Raw genomic sequence first — 16,606 nt, 5'->3', positions numbered from 1 at the left:
AACATAAAACATATCCTATATTTATGTATGGTTGGTAAAAATAACTTTTTTTTCGTAATTCATTAAAAATAAACTACATATCCACAAAGTCCCTATGTATTACAATAGCTCTAGAAATATGATTTCGTACGTCTAACCTCATAGAAAATGAACTTCTATTGAAAAAAACTTAACCTTAAAGCGTACTCCTAAAAATTAAAAAGTAGAAATTATAATTATTTATGTCGTTGTACTTTTCTACAAATTCATACCACCAAAACACGCCGCTTTGCTAAACAATTCGATTGACTCTGAAAAAACCTAAATCATAATTTGCTTTTCGCTTTTGATTTTATATCTTTGCCTGAAAACGTTTTCTATGCAAGATGTTATGATAAAATACCTCAGTTTTGTAAAAACACTTTGCCCAAAACTTACTGAGGAGGATTTATGTTATTTTGCAAAAGGGCTTTCAATAGAAACACTTCATTTAAAAGATTTTTATATTAAAGCGGATGAAGAGCAAACCCAAATTGGTTTTGTAGCAGAAGGTTTGCTACGAGGTTTCTACATAGACGAACAAGGCAATGACATTACCGTAAGTTTCCATCAAGAGGAAATTTTCGTAGCCGATTACACCACCTTGGACTCTCCTCGAAGAAGTCGATTTTACTTCCAATGTCTCGAAAAAACGACTATTATCAACCATTCATACGAACATTTACGCAAATGCTCTGACAAAATTCCTTTTTTTGAACGCTATATGCGTCTGGTTGCTGAAAATGCTTTCAAAAGAGTGTACAGGCGCGTAGAAAGCTTTCTGTTTAATGATGCTGAAACACGCTACTTGGATTTGATGAAAGAGAATCCCGAATTGGTAAATCGCGTATCTGTTTCCCACCTGTGTTCATATTTGGGTATCAGTAGGCAGGCTTTAACACGAATCCGAAAAAACATCCTCAACAAGGAATGATTATGACACATTTGTGTCACATTAGCATTTAAAAAAAACTTACTTTTGCACCGAATTTTATTAGCCATTAAATCATATTTGATAATGAATGCAAAAAAATCATTTTTAATAATCGGAGCTACTCTTTTATCCATATGCTCAAAAGCACAGGTCATTGTTTCTCAATCTCTTGACCAAGCCATACGTTCAGGATTGAAAAAAAATGAAACTTTAAAACAAAAGGAAATTGAACAGGAAAAGTTAGCGTTAGAACGTAAGGATGTATTACAGAAATACATCCCCAGAGTGGAAGCTTCGGGAGCCTATCTGTATACCGATAGCAATACAAAGATGGAATTGGAAACTCAACATCTACCCTTATTGAAGCTACCTCTTTTTAATACGATTTTTAATACAACAAAACATTCCGAGTCATACGGAAATGTTATGATGGGGGGCGTTACAGCTAAAATGGTTCTTTTCAGTGGTTTGCAAATCCCATATGGAGCTAAAGCTTTGGAAAGCAAACGAATAGGAACTGAATATTTAGGAAAAATTGTAGCCGACGAATTAATACAAGAAATAGTAACGAGTTTTGACCAAATCAAAGTATTGGAAGCGATTCAAAAGCTCATTGACGACAGTACAAAACGATTAGAAAACGAAGCCAAACGAGTTGAAAAAGGTATTGAACAAGGATTAGCTATTCCTTTTGATAGAGATAAGATAAAATTGGCTCAGTTAGAATTAGCCTCGAAACAAGCTGAACTTGACGGAAACAAAAGCCTTATCTACAAAAAAATCAATTACTTAACAGGACTTGATTCGGCACAAATCGAATCTGTAGTAAATGATTTTGAGCCTTTTATTATGATTGACAATACAAATTTATCTATTGAAAACAAACACGAAATAAAAGCTTTACAATCTTTCATAGAAGCTCAAGAATGGTTGCTTAAAAAAGAAAAAGGTTCTTTCTTACCACAAATGATGGCTATGGGAGGAGTTCGTTATACATCTTTATTCGATGCTAATCTTGACTTAGGAATGTCACCCTTAACAAAAAAACACATACACATCGGCGTAAACGAAATCACTTTCTCACCAACATGGTTTGTTGGAGTTGGCGTGAAGTGGGAGTTATTCGGTGGAATGAGCCGAATTAATAAAATCAAGCAAACCAAGTTAGACATTGCAACCACAAAAAGTAAATTGACTGATGCTCATGACAAACTTTCGCTATTACTTGATAAAAACATGGTTAATTATCGTATCGCAAATGAAAAAATGCACATTAATCAACAGAAAGTAGTCGTTGCTAAGAACAGTTTGGACACTGCTATAAGGCAATATACGGAAGGTTTGATTGATATTTCAGACCGATTGGAAGTTGAAAATGAATATTACAAGGTAGTAATTGAGCAAATACAAGGTATTCAGCAACAACGTCAAGCAGCCATGGAAATGTTAAAAACTACAGGTACTTTAAGCAACTATTCCGTACGATAAAACTCGTAAGGATAAATAGTCAAATATCCCATACAACCTAAAAAAAAATAGAGATTAAGAATTATAAAAAATAATTAAAATGAAAGGAAAAAGAATTTTTAAATTAATACCAATCATAATCATTATCGTCATTGCTATTATTGCCATAAGTTCATTATTCCGAGCAGAAGAGCATTATTGGCAAGGTCAAGCAGAAGCAAAACAAATTAATGTAGCTCCAAAAATTCCAGGACGTGTTGATAAGATTGTAGTTCAAGAAGGACAATCCGTTAAAAAAGGAGATTTGCTTTTAAGCATTGAAACTCCTGAAATTAATGCAAAATTAGAACAAGCTAATGCTGCTCACAACGCTGCTCAAGCTCAACTTAACAAAGCTAACGCAGGAGCTAGAAGTCAGCAAATACAAGGTGCGTACAGTCTTTGGCAACAAGCCAAAGTTGCTGCTGATTTTGCAGAAACTTCATACAAAAGAGTTGAAAATATGTTCAAAGAACAATTGGTTTCTGCTCAAAAAAGAGATGAGGTCTACACCAAATACCAAGCAGCCATACAACAAGCCAATGCGGCAAAATCACAATACGACTTGGCTTTGGCAGGAGCTCAACAAGAAGATAAACAAGCAGCTAAAGCTTTGGTTGACAAAGCTCAAGGAGCGATAAACGAAGTTACTTCCTACAAAAACGAATCGAATCTGTACGCCCCTTTATCTGCTGAAATTCAAAAGATTATACCCAACGAAGGAGAATTGGTCAATACAGGCTATCCCATTATTACCTTGGTTGATTTATCAGATATTTGGGTAGTTTTGAACATTCGTGAAGATTTTATGGGTCGTTTCCAAAAAGGGACTAAATTCAACGCTTTTGTTCCTGCTTTGGACAATCGAGAAATCACCCTTGAGGTTAAACACATTGCCGTAATGGCTGATTTCGCTACATGGACAGCAACCAAATCACAAGGCGATTTCGACCGGAAAACCTTTGAAATCAAAGCATATCCAGTAGAAAAAGTAGAGGGATTGTTACCCGGAATGTCTGTTTTAGTTAAACAATAACCAAAAGTAACAAAAAGTATCGGAATGAAGAGGGAACGACTTCTAAATTTTAGAACAAAAGTTCATAGAGAGATGACAATGATGACTGTGGAAGAGTCGTAATGAAGAGGGAACGATAACTTTTTGTTTGCAAATATATTATACTGTTTTATTTTCAAAAACTATTATGTAAAATAATGAAAATGTTTCAGATACATTCGTATTTTAATTACTTTTGAAACGTCTATGCATTTTCACAAAAACAATGAATCAAGAGGAAAAATTTGAAGAACTCGCCAAGCAATTGAAGAATCCTTTTGGAGAGAAAGGACTACAGGTGGCTCAAATGATGAGCGACACCAATACGGCAATGACACTCAATACAGTGGATTTGTTAAACCTTCGTCCTGATGATTTGCTTTTGGAATTAGGGCACGGCAATTGTCAGCATTTGAAAAATATTTTTGAAAGAGAAACGGATATAAAATACCATGGATTGGAGGTGTCTGATTTAATGCATATTGAAGCTAAAAGAATCAATCAGGAGTACATAAAATTAGGAAAAGCCTTTTTCCATAAGTATGGAGGGGGAGTTCTGCCTTTTGCTAAAGAATCTTTTGAAAAAATATTTAGTGTGAATACCATTTATTTTTGGAATGACACGCCACGGATGTTTGATGAACTTTTCCGAGTGTTACGTCGTTTTGGTATACTGAATGTCACTTTTGCCGAAAAAATATTTATGACAACGTTGCCCTTTTCAAGATTTGGTTTTACACTATATGACCAAGAAGAGGTCATTGAGTTTGCTCTAAAGTCAGGGTTTAAACACCTGAAAACTCAAATTCACACCGAAAGTATTCAAAGTAAATCAGGAGATATAGTGAACAGAAAGTATTTGATAACAAGTTTTCTAAAACCCGAGTGATATTTTCATAAAATGAACTTTTCTTCCGAAGGAATAAAATAAAAATCTATAAGAGGAAGAAACTAAATGCTACAAAATGGGATTACGTACAATTTTTATAAAAGAAGCTAAACAATTATTGACATCGCCCAAACGGTTGATGATGGCTTTAGGGCTTCCAGTTTTGATTTTCGGCTTCTTTGGATACGCTTTTCAAGAAGACACGCCAAAAGATTTGCCTGTATTAGTAACTGATTATGACCAATCGGCAATGTCAAGGCAACTGATACGATGGCTTGACGCAACCAGTATTATGCAAATTTCAGAACAGGCAGAAAGCCCTAAAAACGCTGAAAATCAACTGCGAAAAGGAGAGGTCTATGCCTACATAATAATTCCTTCAGGATTTGAAAAAGATATTTTGCAGAATAAAACCACTCAAGCTATTTGTTATACTAACGGAGCGTATTTACTTCCTTCGGGGTTCATACAGTCAGCTTTTATCAACACCGTATCGACGCTTTCTGCTGGGATTAATCTGAATAAACGAACTAAAAAAGGAGCTTCCTACCAGCAAGCCTTTGCCGAAGTTCAATCCATAAAAAACGATGCCCACTCACTTTATAACCCTTACAAAAACTATAATTATTTTTTGAGCTTAGGGTTCATTCCCATGATGTTTCAAATGGTTGTAATGATTGTTTCCATTTTTGCTTTGGGGCAAATGTTTAAATATCGTACAGCTGAAATACATTTCGAAGAAGCAGGGCAAAATGCGTGGATTCTATTAATCGGCAAGTTACTCCCCTACACCATTGTTTTTATGGTTTTAGCGTTATGTATGGATATTTACCTATTTAAAGTAATTGGCATTCCTGCCAAGGCAAATTATGCAGGAGCTACTATTTTGCTTTCATTGCTTTTAGTTATTGTTAATCAGGTGTTAGCTGTATTTTTCGTATCCTTTTTTAAAGATTTACGAATGGCTCTAACCTTTGGTGGAGGCTTTACGGCGATTGCTTTTTCTTTTTCAGGATATACCTTCCCGTTAGAAGCGATGCCTGTTTTTATACAGTATGTAGCTAAAATTTTTCCTTTCACACACTTTCTACAAAGTTACATAAATACCGCCATACGTGGTCTTTCGTTCTATTATTCTTGGGAAAACATTCTAGCCTTTTGCTTGTTTATCAGTACAATAATCATTTCTTTCCCTAAATTTGTAAAACTTATTAAACAAAATGGCTATGAGAAGAATTAGCAGAGTGACATATGCTTATATGCAGGAAATGAAGCGGATTATTTCAGATTCTGCCGTATGGGCGTCGTTTTTTATCATTTCAATAATCGTTGCTTGGGCATATACCTATGTGTACTCATACGAGGTGACCAATGACGTTCATATAGCTGTAGTAGACGAGTGTAGAACTAGCGAAAGCAGACAGCTAATACGAATGATAAATGCTACCGAGCAGGTTTCGGTAAGTGAAAGTCCATCGGATTTTGATGCAGCTCGAGAACTGTTCTACGAAGGGAAAGTTCACGGTATAGTTGTCATCCCACGTGATTTCTCTGAAAAGATTTATAAAAAAATGCGTCCCTCTGTTTCGGGGTATTACGATGTAGCCTATTTTATTTACTACAAACAAGTATATAAAGCTGTAGCTACCTCCATCGCTTATATGAATGCAGGTATTGAACTAAAGGGACTTACGGCACAAGGGGTTTCAAACCACCAAGCAATGAATACAATTAAAGCAATCAATGCACAGACTGTAACGCTTTTTAACCCTAACGGAGGATATGCAACCTTTGCAATGCCGATGGTGTATCTACTTATTATTCAAACTCTTTTACTCACAGGAATTGGACTGCTCGGAGGAACACAACGCGAAAAGAAAGAGTTTTTGCAAAATCATTACACCGTCAGAACCATCCGTGGAGTCATTGCAACTTTACTCGGAAAAGCAGGAAGCTACTTAACTATAGCGCTACTGTACATTACCATCGTACTGGGAATTATTATGCCTTTTTTCGATATACCTCAACGAGCTAAGCTAATAGACGTATATCTGTTTATGCTACCGTTTTTCCTAAGTGTTGCCTTTATGGGCTTATTCTTAATTCGGTTTTTTAAACATCGTGAAGATGCCGTAATGACCATTTCGTTCACGTCTATCCCCTTTTTGATACTCAGCGGTATCTCTTGGCCTGTGGAATCATTGCCCAAATTATTACAATTTTTATCGCAATTTATCCCCAGCACAACCGCTATCAAAGGGTTTGTATCACTAACGCAAGGAGGCGTTGCGCTTACTGACATTCACGATATGTATTTAAAAATGTGGTTAATATGTCTTTTTTATTTCGTTTTATGCGTTTTTTTCTTTAATAGTTACCGCAAGAAAAATGAAAACGAACTTATTTAAAAGTTAATTAAATTCGACGTGTTTAAAATAATAAAAGCGAAGCTACCCGAAAAATAAACTTCAAACAGAAGCTTATAAAAAAACATTGATTATCAATCATTTATTCTTTTTAGAATTTTATCAAAATTAAACTTTTCGGACAACTTCTAAAACTATCATCTTGAACATCGATTGTATTGATAACTAGTTGCCCTCAGCAGAACTTGCTTCCTCTTCCAATCAACGCACTGAGTTTACAACTATTTAAGCAAATAAAAAAACACCATTTTTTAGCACATTGCCAAAAAAAGAAGCCGTCCTCTTCGGACAGCTTCTTTTCATTAACTGTTTTGTAGACAAGAAACTTCTTCTAATCAAGTCTCTGTGTTGGTAACCGATTGAAAAGTATGTTAAATCAACTTCAATTAGATTTACACACAGAGAAAAGTCTGGTTAGTCATCAATTCTAACAAATCTTCCTTTGCTATTGAACTCTAAATCCAAACCGTTTGAAAGCTCCACTTCGTACCCTCCAGACTTACGACGTTTGATTTCTCTAACAGTCGTATTTTGAAAATACTTGGTAATATGTTGGCTTATAGCTACAGGAATGATGTTTGCGGGAACATTTCCTGTTCTCGATTTCACCTCTTTCCAATCACCATTAGAACGGAATTCAATTTCTGAGCCATCGTTGAACGTCACATTGTATTCTTTTTGAGAAAAATATTCAGTTTCTTCCCAAATTGCTGCGATGTCCAAACCTCCAAAATTTTCTTTAAGTAAAGTTTGTGCCTTAGCGGGTAGTTGCTCCAAAGTAAGGATTTTGTGCTGAGCTGTTGCTACAGAAGTCGCAAAAAGAACAACCATTAGTGTTCCAAGTTTTTTCAGTGTTTTCATGTTATATCTGTTTTAAATAAATTATGGGACAAATTTAGAAAATAATTTTGAAAAAACAAAAATGATTAAAAAAAAATAAGGAATTTTTTTTTGAAGATAAAAAAAAGACGTACTTTTGTAGGCAAATGAAAATGATTGGTTAGGTATGAAAATAGGCTTCGATGCTAAAAGAGCGTTTCACAACATGCGGGGATTAGGGAATTACAGTCGTGATTTGATTCGCATACTTCAAGAACAACAAATGTTTGAATTGGTTCTATTCAACCCGAAACCCAAAGTACACTCTGGTGTTAGGATTGATGGACACACGAAAGTTATCACTCCCAAATCGTTTTTTTGGAAAAAAATGAAAAGCCTTTGGCGTATGCTAAAAATAAGCCGATTGGCACAGACAGAGTCTTTAGATTTGTATCATGGACTTTCCGGAGAAATTCCGTTTGGAATCCAAAAACACACTCGAACAATCGTAACCATTCATGATTTGATTTTCGTTCGTTATCCGCAGTGGTATTCATTTTTTGACAGGAAGATGTATTTTTGGAAATTCCGTCAAGCAGCTCAAAAGTCGCATCACATCATCGCCATTAGTGAACAAACTAAACGCGATATCGTTGAGTTTCTTGGAGTACCATCTGAAAAAATTTCTGTCGTATATCAGGGATGTCATGAAGCTTTTAAAAAAAAATATTCTCCTGAAATTAAAAAACATACGCGTAAAAAATTTGCTCTTCCCGAGCGTTTCGTACTTTATGTGGGAGCCATCGAACCTCGCAAAAATGCCTTAGAAATAGTCAAAGCCATCAAGGATTTAGACATCGCTTTGGTATTAGTTGGTAAAAAAACAAAATACTACGATCAGATTGAAGCTTATTGTCGTAAACACCAAATGAAAAATCGAGTGATAGCACTTAAAAATGTTTCTATGGAAGAATTAGCTGTAATTTATCAGCTATCCACCATCTTTTGCTATCCGTCTATTTTTGAAGGATTTGGAATACCAATTGTGGAGGCTTTGTTTTCAAAAGTGCCAGTGATTACTTCACAAGGAAGTTGCTTTTCAGAGGCTGGAGGAGAGGATAGTATTTACATCAATCTCAACAATGCTACTGAAGAAATCAAACGGGCGATTATTGCAATTACTTCAGATGATGAAAAACGCTTACAGATGATTGAAAAAGGATTTAAACACGCTCAGAAATTTACAGACAGCTCTGTTTATCAAGAACTTATAAGCGTATATAACAGAGTAAGAACAATTGATTAGGATATGTAGAACATTTCATCCGTAGTTGTTCTTTATTTCATATCTTTGCAAAACCAAAAATATAAAACGTATGTTTGTCCTTAATTTTTTAGAAGCCTACACCAATCAAATAATAGCTTCTGTTGTATCCATCGTGATTTTAGTGATCGTCCGAAGTATTTCTTTCTCAATTGTGGAGCGCGTAGCTAGAAAAGCGAGTTTTCTTGAAAATCGCACCAATTTAGTTAAACGATACATCAGCTATCTGATTTTCACATTTATCGTTATCTTATTGATTTCGGTTTGGGGAATTGAGCGTGATAAATTATTTTTATTTCTTTCCTCTGTATTGACAGTTATTGGAGTGGCTTTTTTCGCTCAGTGGTCTATTTTGAGTAATATCACTGCGGGGGTGATAATTTTCTTTTCGTTTCCGTTTAAAATAGGTGATAAGATTAAGTTTATTGACAAAGAATTTCCTATTGAAGGCGAAATCTTGGATATTAAATCTTTTTATACTTTATTGAGGACCTCTGAAGATGAGGAAATATGTTTACCTAACAATCTTTTGTTACAAAAAGGAATTTCCATCGTGTCGAATGTTAAGAGATAGTTTATACTATTTTTTTATCTCAAATTTACTGTTTTAACTACATAGATACATAAATTTTATACATTAAAAACTTCTCAGAAGCTCAACTTGGGAGGCTTCTGAGAAGTTAATACAATTTTGCTTTAAAGTATTTGAACGATGTTTTTTCTGATTTCTCAAATTAGCGTTTAGGGTATAAATCGAATATCGCCACTGCCCATTACTTTTGAGTCTCTCTTTTTTGGATTTCCTTTTATGGCAATATCTCCCGAACCTGAAACCCGAGCTTCAACGTTTTCTGTCACAAAAGTTGTGATGTCGCCAGAGCCATTCACTGTAACTTTTGCGTTCGTAGCAGTAAGTTTTTCTGCATCCAAATCTCCCGAACCCGTCAATTCGGCTTGAAGTTCTGTAACAGAACCTTTGGCTTCAAGATCTCCTGAACCGACAACACTTAGGGATAATTGTTTTGCTTTAACGTTGATTTTTAAATCTCCCGAACCCGCCAATTCACAAGAGAGTTGTTCTACTTTCAAAAGGTCTTTTAGCTCTACATCTCCCGAACCTTTCTGTAATATTTTTTGTAGCGATTGATCAACGGGAACATACACTACAACTTTGTGTTTCAGGGTGTAATTATTTTTCGGATCAAGCCTGATGCTGAGTTCCCCATTTTCAACTTTAGTGAGGATATACTGCAGAATATTATCCGAAGCCTCCACACGAATGCTTCCAACCTTACCCTCTGTGAGTACTACGTACAGATTCCCGATATTGCTAACCTTGGTGTATGCCTCCGTGGTGCGATTTTCTACCTTAACGTTTCCGTTATCTTTGATAGTTTCTTTCAAAAAGAATTGACCATAGCTTGTCGCTGAAAAAGCGATAAACAAAAATGTAAAAATGTTTTTCATGATTTATCTGTTATTTATTTGATTATTAGAAATTTATATGTTTTTTTATTCTTCTGTAATGGAAACACCTCCATAGTCAGATTCAATCCGAAACAGATTGTTTGCCTTTCCTTTGCTTCCTTTGACGTATTTGCTCGTTTGCCGATGGTCTCTTTCAGTAAATGGAAGATTATCAGGGGTTCTCAAACTTGCGTACGAAGTTGAAAAATAATAATTGAACGACCAATTCCGATGATAGTTAACAGAAATACTAGCGTAGCTACTTTTCATGCTTACCGATTTTGTTGTAGGTAAAACCTCCTTAACAATAACCCTTCCGTAATCAGAATCGACCGAAAGTTGGTTGCTAATTTTTCCTATAGAAACGTTGGTGTAATCACTTTCCAAGCTCAGAAAATCAGCTTCATTAATGTCAAAATTTCCGTAAGAAACGTCAGCTTGGAGTTGTTTTATGCTACCCAGTTTTAAGTTCGTATAACTTGCTTCCAAGTCTACCTTATCAGCTTTTTCAACAAAAATGTTTGAATATGAGGCGTCCATATCAATATATTTTATTGATTCCATATTTGCTTTTGAGATATATTCCAAATCAAGTTTTGCATTAGCCAACACCTCTCCCAATTGTAGGTTGCCGTACTGAGCGTCAATTTTCACATCGTGTTCAATTCTGTTTAAGAAAATGTTTCCGTACTTATTTTCGAGTGTAAGATGTGTTTTCACAGGTAACGAAACTTTGTAATTTATCTTCATTTGCACCGATGATTTTCTGCCTCTTAATCCAAAAAAACTATTACTTTCAGCAATTTGTGTTTTAGCCCATACGTCCGAAGCATTTTGGCTAAAATTGACCGAAATTTCTTTGATTCTACTTTGAGCAACACTCGGATCATTAGCACTTACTTTGATTTCGACCTCTATTTTGATTTTATCTTTTAGATTTTTATCGGTCAGCAACGTAATATCCCCATATCTATTGGACACATACAAACTCGGCGAACTACTCACCTGAAACTCTTTGCTGATTTTTTGAATTTCGGTATGTTTTTGTTCTTTAAAATAAGGTTCGTTTGCCCAGATGGACAGCGAGAACAAAAGCAGAATCGCCACTCCCCAATTCCTATTCTCAAGTAAATTTAGGAACATATTGTTTTTTATTTTAATCATAATATCTTTCATAGTTTCTAAAATTTATTTTCTGTTTACTATTATTTAAGTTTCATTTTCTGCTCCCTGTAAAGGATTTATCATCGTTATCACGCGATTGGAGAACTGCAATTGTGTGTCAAAATTGGTGTGAATGGCAGTTATCAAGAACTCATTTTCTCCTTGAGCAATGATTTCATTTCGCAATCGTTCGTAGTCGGTTTTCATTTTATTTAGTTGATTGAGAGCGTCTTTTGCTAAGAGTTCGTTGTTTGAATTTTTGATAATTTCAATATTTTCCTCAATCATCGGTAGGTAATACTGCTCCGATTCGTAAGCAACTTGAGAGGCTATTTCAAGCCGATCACCAGCATTGTAATTCCATGTGAAAGCTACGAAGATCAGCACTGCTGCAGCTATGTTTGTATAGACAATTTTACGAATAAGCGATCTTCTCTTTGTTTTTTTAGTAATATTTCTTTCCGATAGCTTTTGCAAGAAACGCTCTTCGTGTCCGTCTAAAGGTTCGTATATGTCAAATTTATTTTCGATCATGTTTCATCTGTATTATGGTTTCTCGTAATAATTTTTTAGCTCTCGAAAGCATTGTTCGGCAATTTTGGTCAGTAATATTCAAAATTTCACAAATTTCCTCATTGTCATACCCTTCGATTAGAGATAAATTCAATATAACACGTTGTTTTTCGGGCAGATTACCTAAACATTTTAATAAAATTTGTACTTCTTCTTGTTGAAAATTCCAAATTTCTTGCGGATTATCGTCTATCGCTTCGTAGGGAATCGTATCCAAAGAAACTGATACCTTTTCTTTTCGCAACAACATCAATGACTCGTTAACTACAATTCTCTTAAGCCAACTCCCGAAAGTACTTTCTGCTCGGTACGAATCCAACATTTCAAAGGCTTTTATAAACGACTCCTGCACAACATCTTCTGCTTTGTCGCTCTGTTGCAATATCCGAAAGGCAGTGTTGTACATCGCCTTTACGTACTGCCGATAGAGTGCAGTCTGTGCTTTAGGATCTCCCCGCTTACAACCTTTTAGTATGTCTGAAAATTCGGTGGTCAAATCTGTTTTTTGGTATAAAGATGCTAAAAAAAAGAGAATGTTACAAGTTTTAGAAAAAAAACATTTCGCTGTATTTTCTTTAAGGCAGATTTCAAAAGAAATTTGAAGGGTGTTTTTTTGAAATCTAACACCTGAATTTGAATATTAATTTACATACCCCTATTTTTTTGAGGGGTGTATGTTGTATTTTCATCTTCTTTTTGTAATTTTGCCCCATAAAAATCATACAACTATGCCAAATTTACGATTTCATGCCTTGAAAGAAGTGGGCAAAAGAAAGCCCGTTGTTATTACAGAAAAAGGAAAACGCTCCGAACTTTTTGGGGAAAATGTTTTCAATGAGGAAACCATGCGTCAGTATATGACTAAGGAAGCCTTTGAAAGCGTGATGAACGCCATTCAGTATGGAGCAAAGATAGACCGCAAAATTGCCGATCAAGTTGCTACAGCCATGCGTGATTGGGCAATTTCAAAAGGAGCTACTCATTACAGCCATTGGTTTCAGCCTTTAACAGGTTCAACGGCTGAAAAACACGATGCTTTTTTTGAACCGATAGGAAGAGGCAGGGCTATCGAAAAATTTGGTGGAGGTCAGTTAGTGCAACAAGAGTCAGATGCGTCGAGTTTTCCAAATGGAGGAATTCGCGACACTTTTGAAGCTCGTGGATATACGGCTTGGGATCCAACATCTCCTGTATTTATCTATGGAACAGCACTTTGTATCCCAACGATTTTTATTTCTTATACGGGTGAAGCTCTTGATAATAAAACTCCCCTATTGAAAGCCCTAACGGCGATTGACCAAGCGGCGACCGAAGTAGCTAAATATTTTGATAAAAACGTAACCAAAGTTATCTCAACCTTAGGATGGGAGCAAGAGTATTTTTTGATTGACAAAGATTTGGCAAGTACGCGTCCTGATTTGATGATTGCAGGACGTACTTTGTTGGGACATACCCCTGCCAAAGGGCAACAGTTGGATGACCATTATTTTGGGTCAATACCAGGTCGTGTTTTAAGCTATATGCGTGATTTAGAGCAAGAATGTCTATTGCTGGGTATTCCTGTCAAAACACGTCATAATGAGGTGGCTCCTAATCAGTTTGAGTTAGCTCCAATTTTTGAGGAAGCCAATTTAGCGGTAGATCAGAATTCCCTTTTGATGGATGTGATGAACAAAGTTGCTGAGCGACATGATTTTATAGTTTTATTTCACGAAAAACCATTTGCAGGAATTAACGGTTCAGGGAAGCACAACAACTGGTCATTAGCAACGGACACAGGAGTAAACCTATTAGCTCCAGGAAAAACACCTATGAAAAATCTACAATTCTTGACCTTTTTCATCTGTACGATCAAAGCGGTATGTGAATATGAAGAATTATTACGAGCTTCGGTAGCCTCAGCAAGTAATGACCATCGTTTGGGAGCAAATGAAGCTCCTCCGGCTATCGTTTCGGTATTTATCGGGCAGCAGTTGACTAAAGTGCTGGACGAATTGGAAGATGTTTCCACAGGAAAGCTATCTCCCGAAGAAAAAACAGACCTAAAACTCAATGTTGTAGGAAAAATCCCGGATTTATTTTTAGACAATACGGACAGAAACCGAACCTCGTCATTTGCTTTCACTGGAAACAAATTCGAGTTTCGTGCCGTAGGCTCAAAAGCAAACTGCGGAAAACCTGTAACAATCATCAACACCATCGTAGCAAAACAATTGATAGACTTCAAAAAAGAGGTGGATGTTTTAATCGAGGAAAAAGGATTGAAAAAGGACGATGCAATCTTCAACGTGCTACGTGAGTATATCAAACAATCCAAAAAAATACGTTTCGAAGGAGACGGATACAGTCAAGAATGGGAAGAGGAGGCGATGCGACGTGGGCTAAGCAACAATAAAACTACGCCCGAAGCCTTGAAAGCTAATGTCTCAGAAAAAACAATACAACTTTTTGAATCCATGAACGTTATGACGAGAGTTGAATTGGAAGCTCGTTATGAGATTGAGTTGGAAGAATATGCTAAAAACATCCAAATTGAAGGACGTTTGATCGGGGATATTGCTCGAAATCACGTAGTTCCCACCGCAGTCAAATATCAGAACACACTTATCGAAAACGTCCGTGGGTTAAAAGAAATTTTTGGAGATGGTTATATGGACGTTGCTTCAGAGCAGGTAGAGCTTATTAAGCGAATTTCTGAACATATCAAAGTGATTCACAGTAAAGTAGATGATATGATAGAGGCTCGTAAAAAAGCTAACAAAGCCAAAAACGCAGAGGAAACCGCTAAAATTTACTGCAACGAGGTGAAACCGTTTTTCGATCAGATACGTTATCACTGTGACAAGCTTGAGATAATGGTTGATGATGAACTGTGGACATTGACAAAATATCGCGAGTTGCTATTTACGAATTAGGGAATAGTGAGTAGAGGCGTACTGTAAGTACGCCTCTTATTATCTTACGAGATTTAAAAAGTTTTTTTGTAACAAAATGTTACAGTAAAAACAAAAAGTTACTTTTTTGAATAAATCGCAGAAAATTCTTTTTCGTATTTCGATTTTATGTACTTTTGTGACGAAATCAAAACAAATAATTTTTTATGCAAATATTCAAATTCGGAGGGGCATCTGTGAAAGATGCTGCTGGGGTTCGCAATGTAGCCTCAATTTTGGAACAAGTTGGATATTCTGACACCCTCATCGTGATTTCCGCAATGGGGAAGACTACCAATGCATTGGAAGATGTCATTTACGCTTATTTTAAGGATAAATACATCCTTAATGACACCATTAAAGTCATAAAAGATTTTCATTATAACATCATAAAAGAACTTTTTTCGAATGAAAATCATCCCGTTTATTGGAAAGTAGATGGGCTTTTTGCCGAATTAGAATCTTTTTTGGAAAGAAACAAGTCTCCAAAACACAGTTTTGTGTACGACCAAGTGGTAAGTTTTGGGGAATTACTTTCTACAACCATTATCAGTCAATATTTGAATGACACTGGCATAAAAAACACCTGGATTGATGTGAGAAATCTCATAAAAACCGATAGTAACTATCGTGATGGTAGTGTGAATTGGGAAGAAACCCAAGAGAACATTACCAACAGCGTCAACAAATCATTATTGAACATTACTCAAGGGTTTTTAGGGAGTGATGCTAACTTTTTTACCACCACGTTAGGACGCGAAGGATCGGACTATACAGCCGCTATTTTTGCCTATTGCCTGAACGCAAGCAGTGTGACCATCTGGAAGGACGTTCCAGGGGTGTTGAATGCTGACCCACGCTATTTCGAAAAAACACAATTGTTGCACAAAATCCCGTATAAAGAGGCTATCGAATTGGCGTTCTATGGAGCTTCGGTAATTCACCCGAAAACCTTACAGCCTTTGCAACAGAAGGAGATACCGCTATACGTTAAATCATTCATAAACCCAACGGCTACAGGAAGTGCTGTTTGCAATGTAGCGGAACTGGAACCAAAGGCGCCGTGTTTCATCTTGAAAAAAGGACAAGTGATGATTTCCCTTTCGTCACTGGATTTTTCGTTCATTATGGAAGATCACATAAGCTACATTTTCAAGCAACTGCATGATGCTAAAATGAAAGTGAGCGTTATCCAGAACTCAGCTATTAGCTTTTCCGTTTGCGTGGATAATAAATTCGATACGCTCACTCATCTGTTGGAAAAGTTAGAAGCTAAATTCAGAGTATCGGTAGCGGAAAACGTGGATCTTTACACCATCCGACACGCTACGGAAGAGGCTATCGGTGAGGTTGAAAACAACAAGAATGTATTGTTAAAGCAAGTGCTAAAAAACACGGTACAAATTATCGTTAGCAATAATTCGGAAAAATAATCAGTTTTGTTTCCTACAATACTGAAAATGAGGTTTTACCGTTAATTTACAGGTTCTTTGGAGGTG

Annotated in this window: 15 protein-coding genes; 10 read left to right on the top strand and 5 right to left on the bottom strand. The window is 36.0% G+C overall.

All coding sequences use genetic code 11. The features are described from left to right. Window positions 1–370 precede the first annotated feature (370 nt). From CGC49_RS06825 to CGC49_RS06800, 6 genes are all read left to right on the top strand, one after another. Window positions 371–952, top strand: coding sequence for a Crp/Fnr family transcriptional regulator (locus CGC49_RS06825; RefSeq protein WP_231550003.1), 582 nt, complete (start codon window positions 371–373; stop codon window positions 950–952). 84 nt (window positions 953–1,036) lie between these two features. Beyond that, window positions 1,037–2,440 carry a TolC family protein gene (locus tag CGC49_RS06820; RefSeq protein WP_095912211.1) on the top strand — a complete coding sequence of 468 codons (1,404 nt, stop codon included), beginning with the start codon at window positions 1,037–1,039 and terminating at the stop codon, window positions 2,438–2,440. Window positions 2,441–2,519: 79 nt separating this feature from the next. Then, window positions 2,520–3,494: an HlyD family secretion protein gene (locus CGC49_RS06815; protein ID WP_042006737.1), complete on the top strand. Its 975-nt coding sequence runs from the start codon at window positions 2,520–2,522 to the stop codon at window positions 3,492–3,494. 244 nt (window positions 3,495–3,738) lie between these two features. Continuing rightward, window positions 3,739–4,401 carry a class I SAM-dependent methyltransferase gene (locus CGC49_RS06810; RefSeq protein WP_095912210.1) on the top strand — a complete coding sequence of 221 codons (663 nt, stop codon included), beginning with the start codon at window positions 3,739–3,741 and terminating at the stop codon, window positions 4,399–4,401. 76 nt (window positions 4,402–4,477) lie between these two features. Then, entirely contained in the window at window positions 4,478–5,641 is a 1,164-nt protein-coding gene (locus CGC49_RS06805; RefSeq protein ID WP_095912209.1) for an ABC transporter permease, read from the top strand. Then, entirely contained in the window at window positions 5,628–6,809 is a 1,182-nt protein-coding gene (locus tag CGC49_RS06800; RefSeq protein ID WP_095912725.1) for an ABC transporter permease, read from the top strand. Before CGC49_RS06805 ends, CGC49_RS06800 begins: the two co-directional genes overlap by 14 nt. Window positions 6,810–7,241: 432 nt before the next feature. On the opposite strand, the gene CGC49_RS06795 is transcribed toward CGC49_RS06800, so the two are convergent. Continuing rightward, a complete protein-coding gene (locus CGC49_RS06795) occupies window positions 7,242–7,688 on the bottom strand; it encodes a PepSY-like domain-containing protein (RefSeq protein ID WP_042006730.1) in 447 nt (148 codons plus the stop codon). Between the two features lie 145 nt (window positions 7,689–7,833). Here CGC49_RS06795 and CGC49_RS06790 point away from each other — a divergent pair, with 145 nt between their 5' ends. Both CGC49_RS06790 and CGC49_RS06785 read left to right on the top strand, forming a co-directional pair. Further along, window positions 7,834–8,952: a glycosyltransferase family 1 protein gene (locus CGC49_RS06790; protein WP_095893811.1), complete on the top strand. Its 1,119-nt coding sequence runs from the start codon at window positions 7,834–7,836 to the stop codon at window positions 8,950–8,952. A 70-nt stretch (window positions 8,953–9,022) separates the two neighbouring features. Then, entirely contained in the window at window positions 9,023–9,544 is a 522-nt protein-coding gene (locus CGC49_RS06785; RefSeq protein WP_042006727.1) for a mechanosensitive ion channel domain-containing protein, read from the top strand. Window positions 9,545–9,711: 167 nt separating this feature from the next. Here CGC49_RS06785 and CGC49_RS06780 read toward each other — a convergent pair whose 3' ends face one another. The 4 genes from CGC49_RS06780 to CGC49_RS06765 form a co-directional block, all read right to left on the bottom strand. Continuing rightward, on the bottom strand, window positions 9,712–10,437 hold the full coding sequence (locus tag CGC49_RS06780; RefSeq protein WP_042006726.1) for a head GIN domain-containing protein: 726 nt from the start codon (window positions 10,435–10,437) through the stop codon (window positions 9,712–9,714). Window positions 10,438–10,482: 45 nt separating this feature from the next. Then, window positions 10,483–11,580: a hypothetical protein gene (locus tag CGC49_RS06775; protein ID WP_157909014.1), complete on the bottom strand. Its 1,098-nt coding sequence runs from the start codon at window positions 11,578–11,580 to the stop codon at window positions 10,483–10,485. Window positions 11,581–11,646: 66 nt separating this feature from the next. Then, window positions 11,647–12,135: a hypothetical protein gene (locus CGC49_RS06770; protein ID WP_042006724.1), complete on the bottom strand. Its 489-nt coding sequence runs from the start codon at window positions 12,133–12,135 to the stop codon at window positions 11,647–11,649. After that, on the bottom strand, window positions 12,122–12,670 hold the full coding sequence (locus CGC49_RS06765) for an RNA polymerase sigma factor (RefSeq protein ID WP_232745163.1): 549 nt from the start codon (window positions 12,668–12,670) through the stop codon (window positions 12,122–12,124). The genes CGC49_RS06770 and CGC49_RS06765 overlap by 14 nt, the downstream gene beginning before the upstream one ends. 232 nt (window positions 12,671–12,902) lie before the next feature. Between CGC49_RS06765 and CGC49_RS06760 the strand changes: the two genes are divergently transcribed. After that, entirely contained in the window at window positions 12,903–15,089 is a 2,187-nt protein-coding gene (locus CGC49_RS06760) for a glutamine synthetase III (RefSeq protein WP_042006720.1), read from the top strand. A gap of 185 nt (window positions 15,090–15,274) precedes the next feature. Beyond that, a complete protein-coding gene (locus CGC49_RS06755; protein WP_095912206.1) occupies window positions 15,275–16,540 on the top strand; it encodes an aspartate kinase in 1,266 nt (421 codons plus the stop codon). The last annotated feature ends 66 nt before the right edge of the window (window positions 16,541–16,606 follow it).

It is taken from the genome of Capnocytophaga sp. H4358, assembly GCF_002302515.1.
Classification (GTDB): Bacteria; Bacteroidota; Bacteroidia; order Flavobacteriales; family Flavobacteriaceae; genus Capnocytophaga; species Capnocytophaga canis.
This window is presented reverse-complemented; position numbering and strand designations above follow the sequence as displayed.

Excerpts from the sequence above, each read along its gene's own strand:
- CGC49_RS06785 (WP_042006727.1), top strand. The coding sequence starts at position 9,023 with ATGTTTGTCCTTAATTTTTTAGAAGCCTACACCAATCAAATAATAGCT.
- CGC49_RS06805 (WP_095912209.1), top strand. The coding sequence starts at position 4,478 with ATGGGATTACGTACAATTTTTATAAAAGAAGCTAAACAATTATTGACA.
- CGC49_RS06790 (WP_095893811.1), top strand. The coding sequence starts at position 7,834 with ATGAAAATAGGCTTCGATGCTAAAAGAGCGTTTCACAACATGCGGGGA.
- CGC49_RS06815 (WP_042006737.1), top strand. The coding sequence starts at position 2,520 with ATGAAAGGAAAAAGAATTTTTAAATTAATACCAATCATAATCATTATC.
- CGC49_RS06780 (WP_042006726.1), bottom strand. The coding sequence starts at position 10,437 with ATGAAAAACATTTTTACATTTTTGTTTATCGCTTTTTCAGCGACAAGC.
- CGC49_RS06755 (WP_095912206.1), top strand. The coding sequence starts at position 15,275 with ATGCAAATATTCAAATTCGGAGGGGCATCTGTGAAAGATGCTGCTGGG.
- CGC49_RS06775 (WP_157909014.1), bottom strand. The coding sequence starts at position 11,580 with ATGTTCCTAAATTTACTTGAGAATAGGAATTGGGGAGTGGCGATTCTG.
- CGC49_RS06825 (WP_231550003.1), top strand. The coding sequence starts at position 371 with ATGATAAAATACCTCAGTTTTGTAAAAACACTTTGCCCAAAACTTACT.
- CGC49_RS06800 (WP_095912725.1), top strand. The coding sequence starts at position 5,628 with ATGAGAAGAATTAGCAGAGTGACATATGCTTATATGCAGGAAATGAAG.
- CGC49_RS06760 (WP_042006720.1), top strand. The coding sequence starts at position 12,903 with ATGCCAAATTTACGATTTCATGCCTTGAAAGAAGTGGGCAAAAGAAAG.
- CGC49_RS06820 (WP_095912211.1), top strand. The coding sequence starts at position 1,037 with ATGAATGCAAAAAAATCATTTTTAATAATCGGAGCTACTCTTTTATCC.
- CGC49_RS06795 (WP_042006730.1), bottom strand. The coding sequence starts at position 7,688 with ATGAAAACACTGAAAAAACTTGGAACACTAATGGTTGTTCTTTTTGCG.
- CGC49_RS06770 (WP_042006724.1), bottom strand. The coding sequence starts at position 12,135 with ATGATCGAAAATAAATTTGACATATACGAACCTTTAGACGGACACGAA.
- CGC49_RS06810 (WP_095912210.1), top strand. The coding sequence starts at position 3,739 with ATGAATCAAGAGGAAAAATTTGAAGAACTCGCCAAGCAATTGAAGAAT.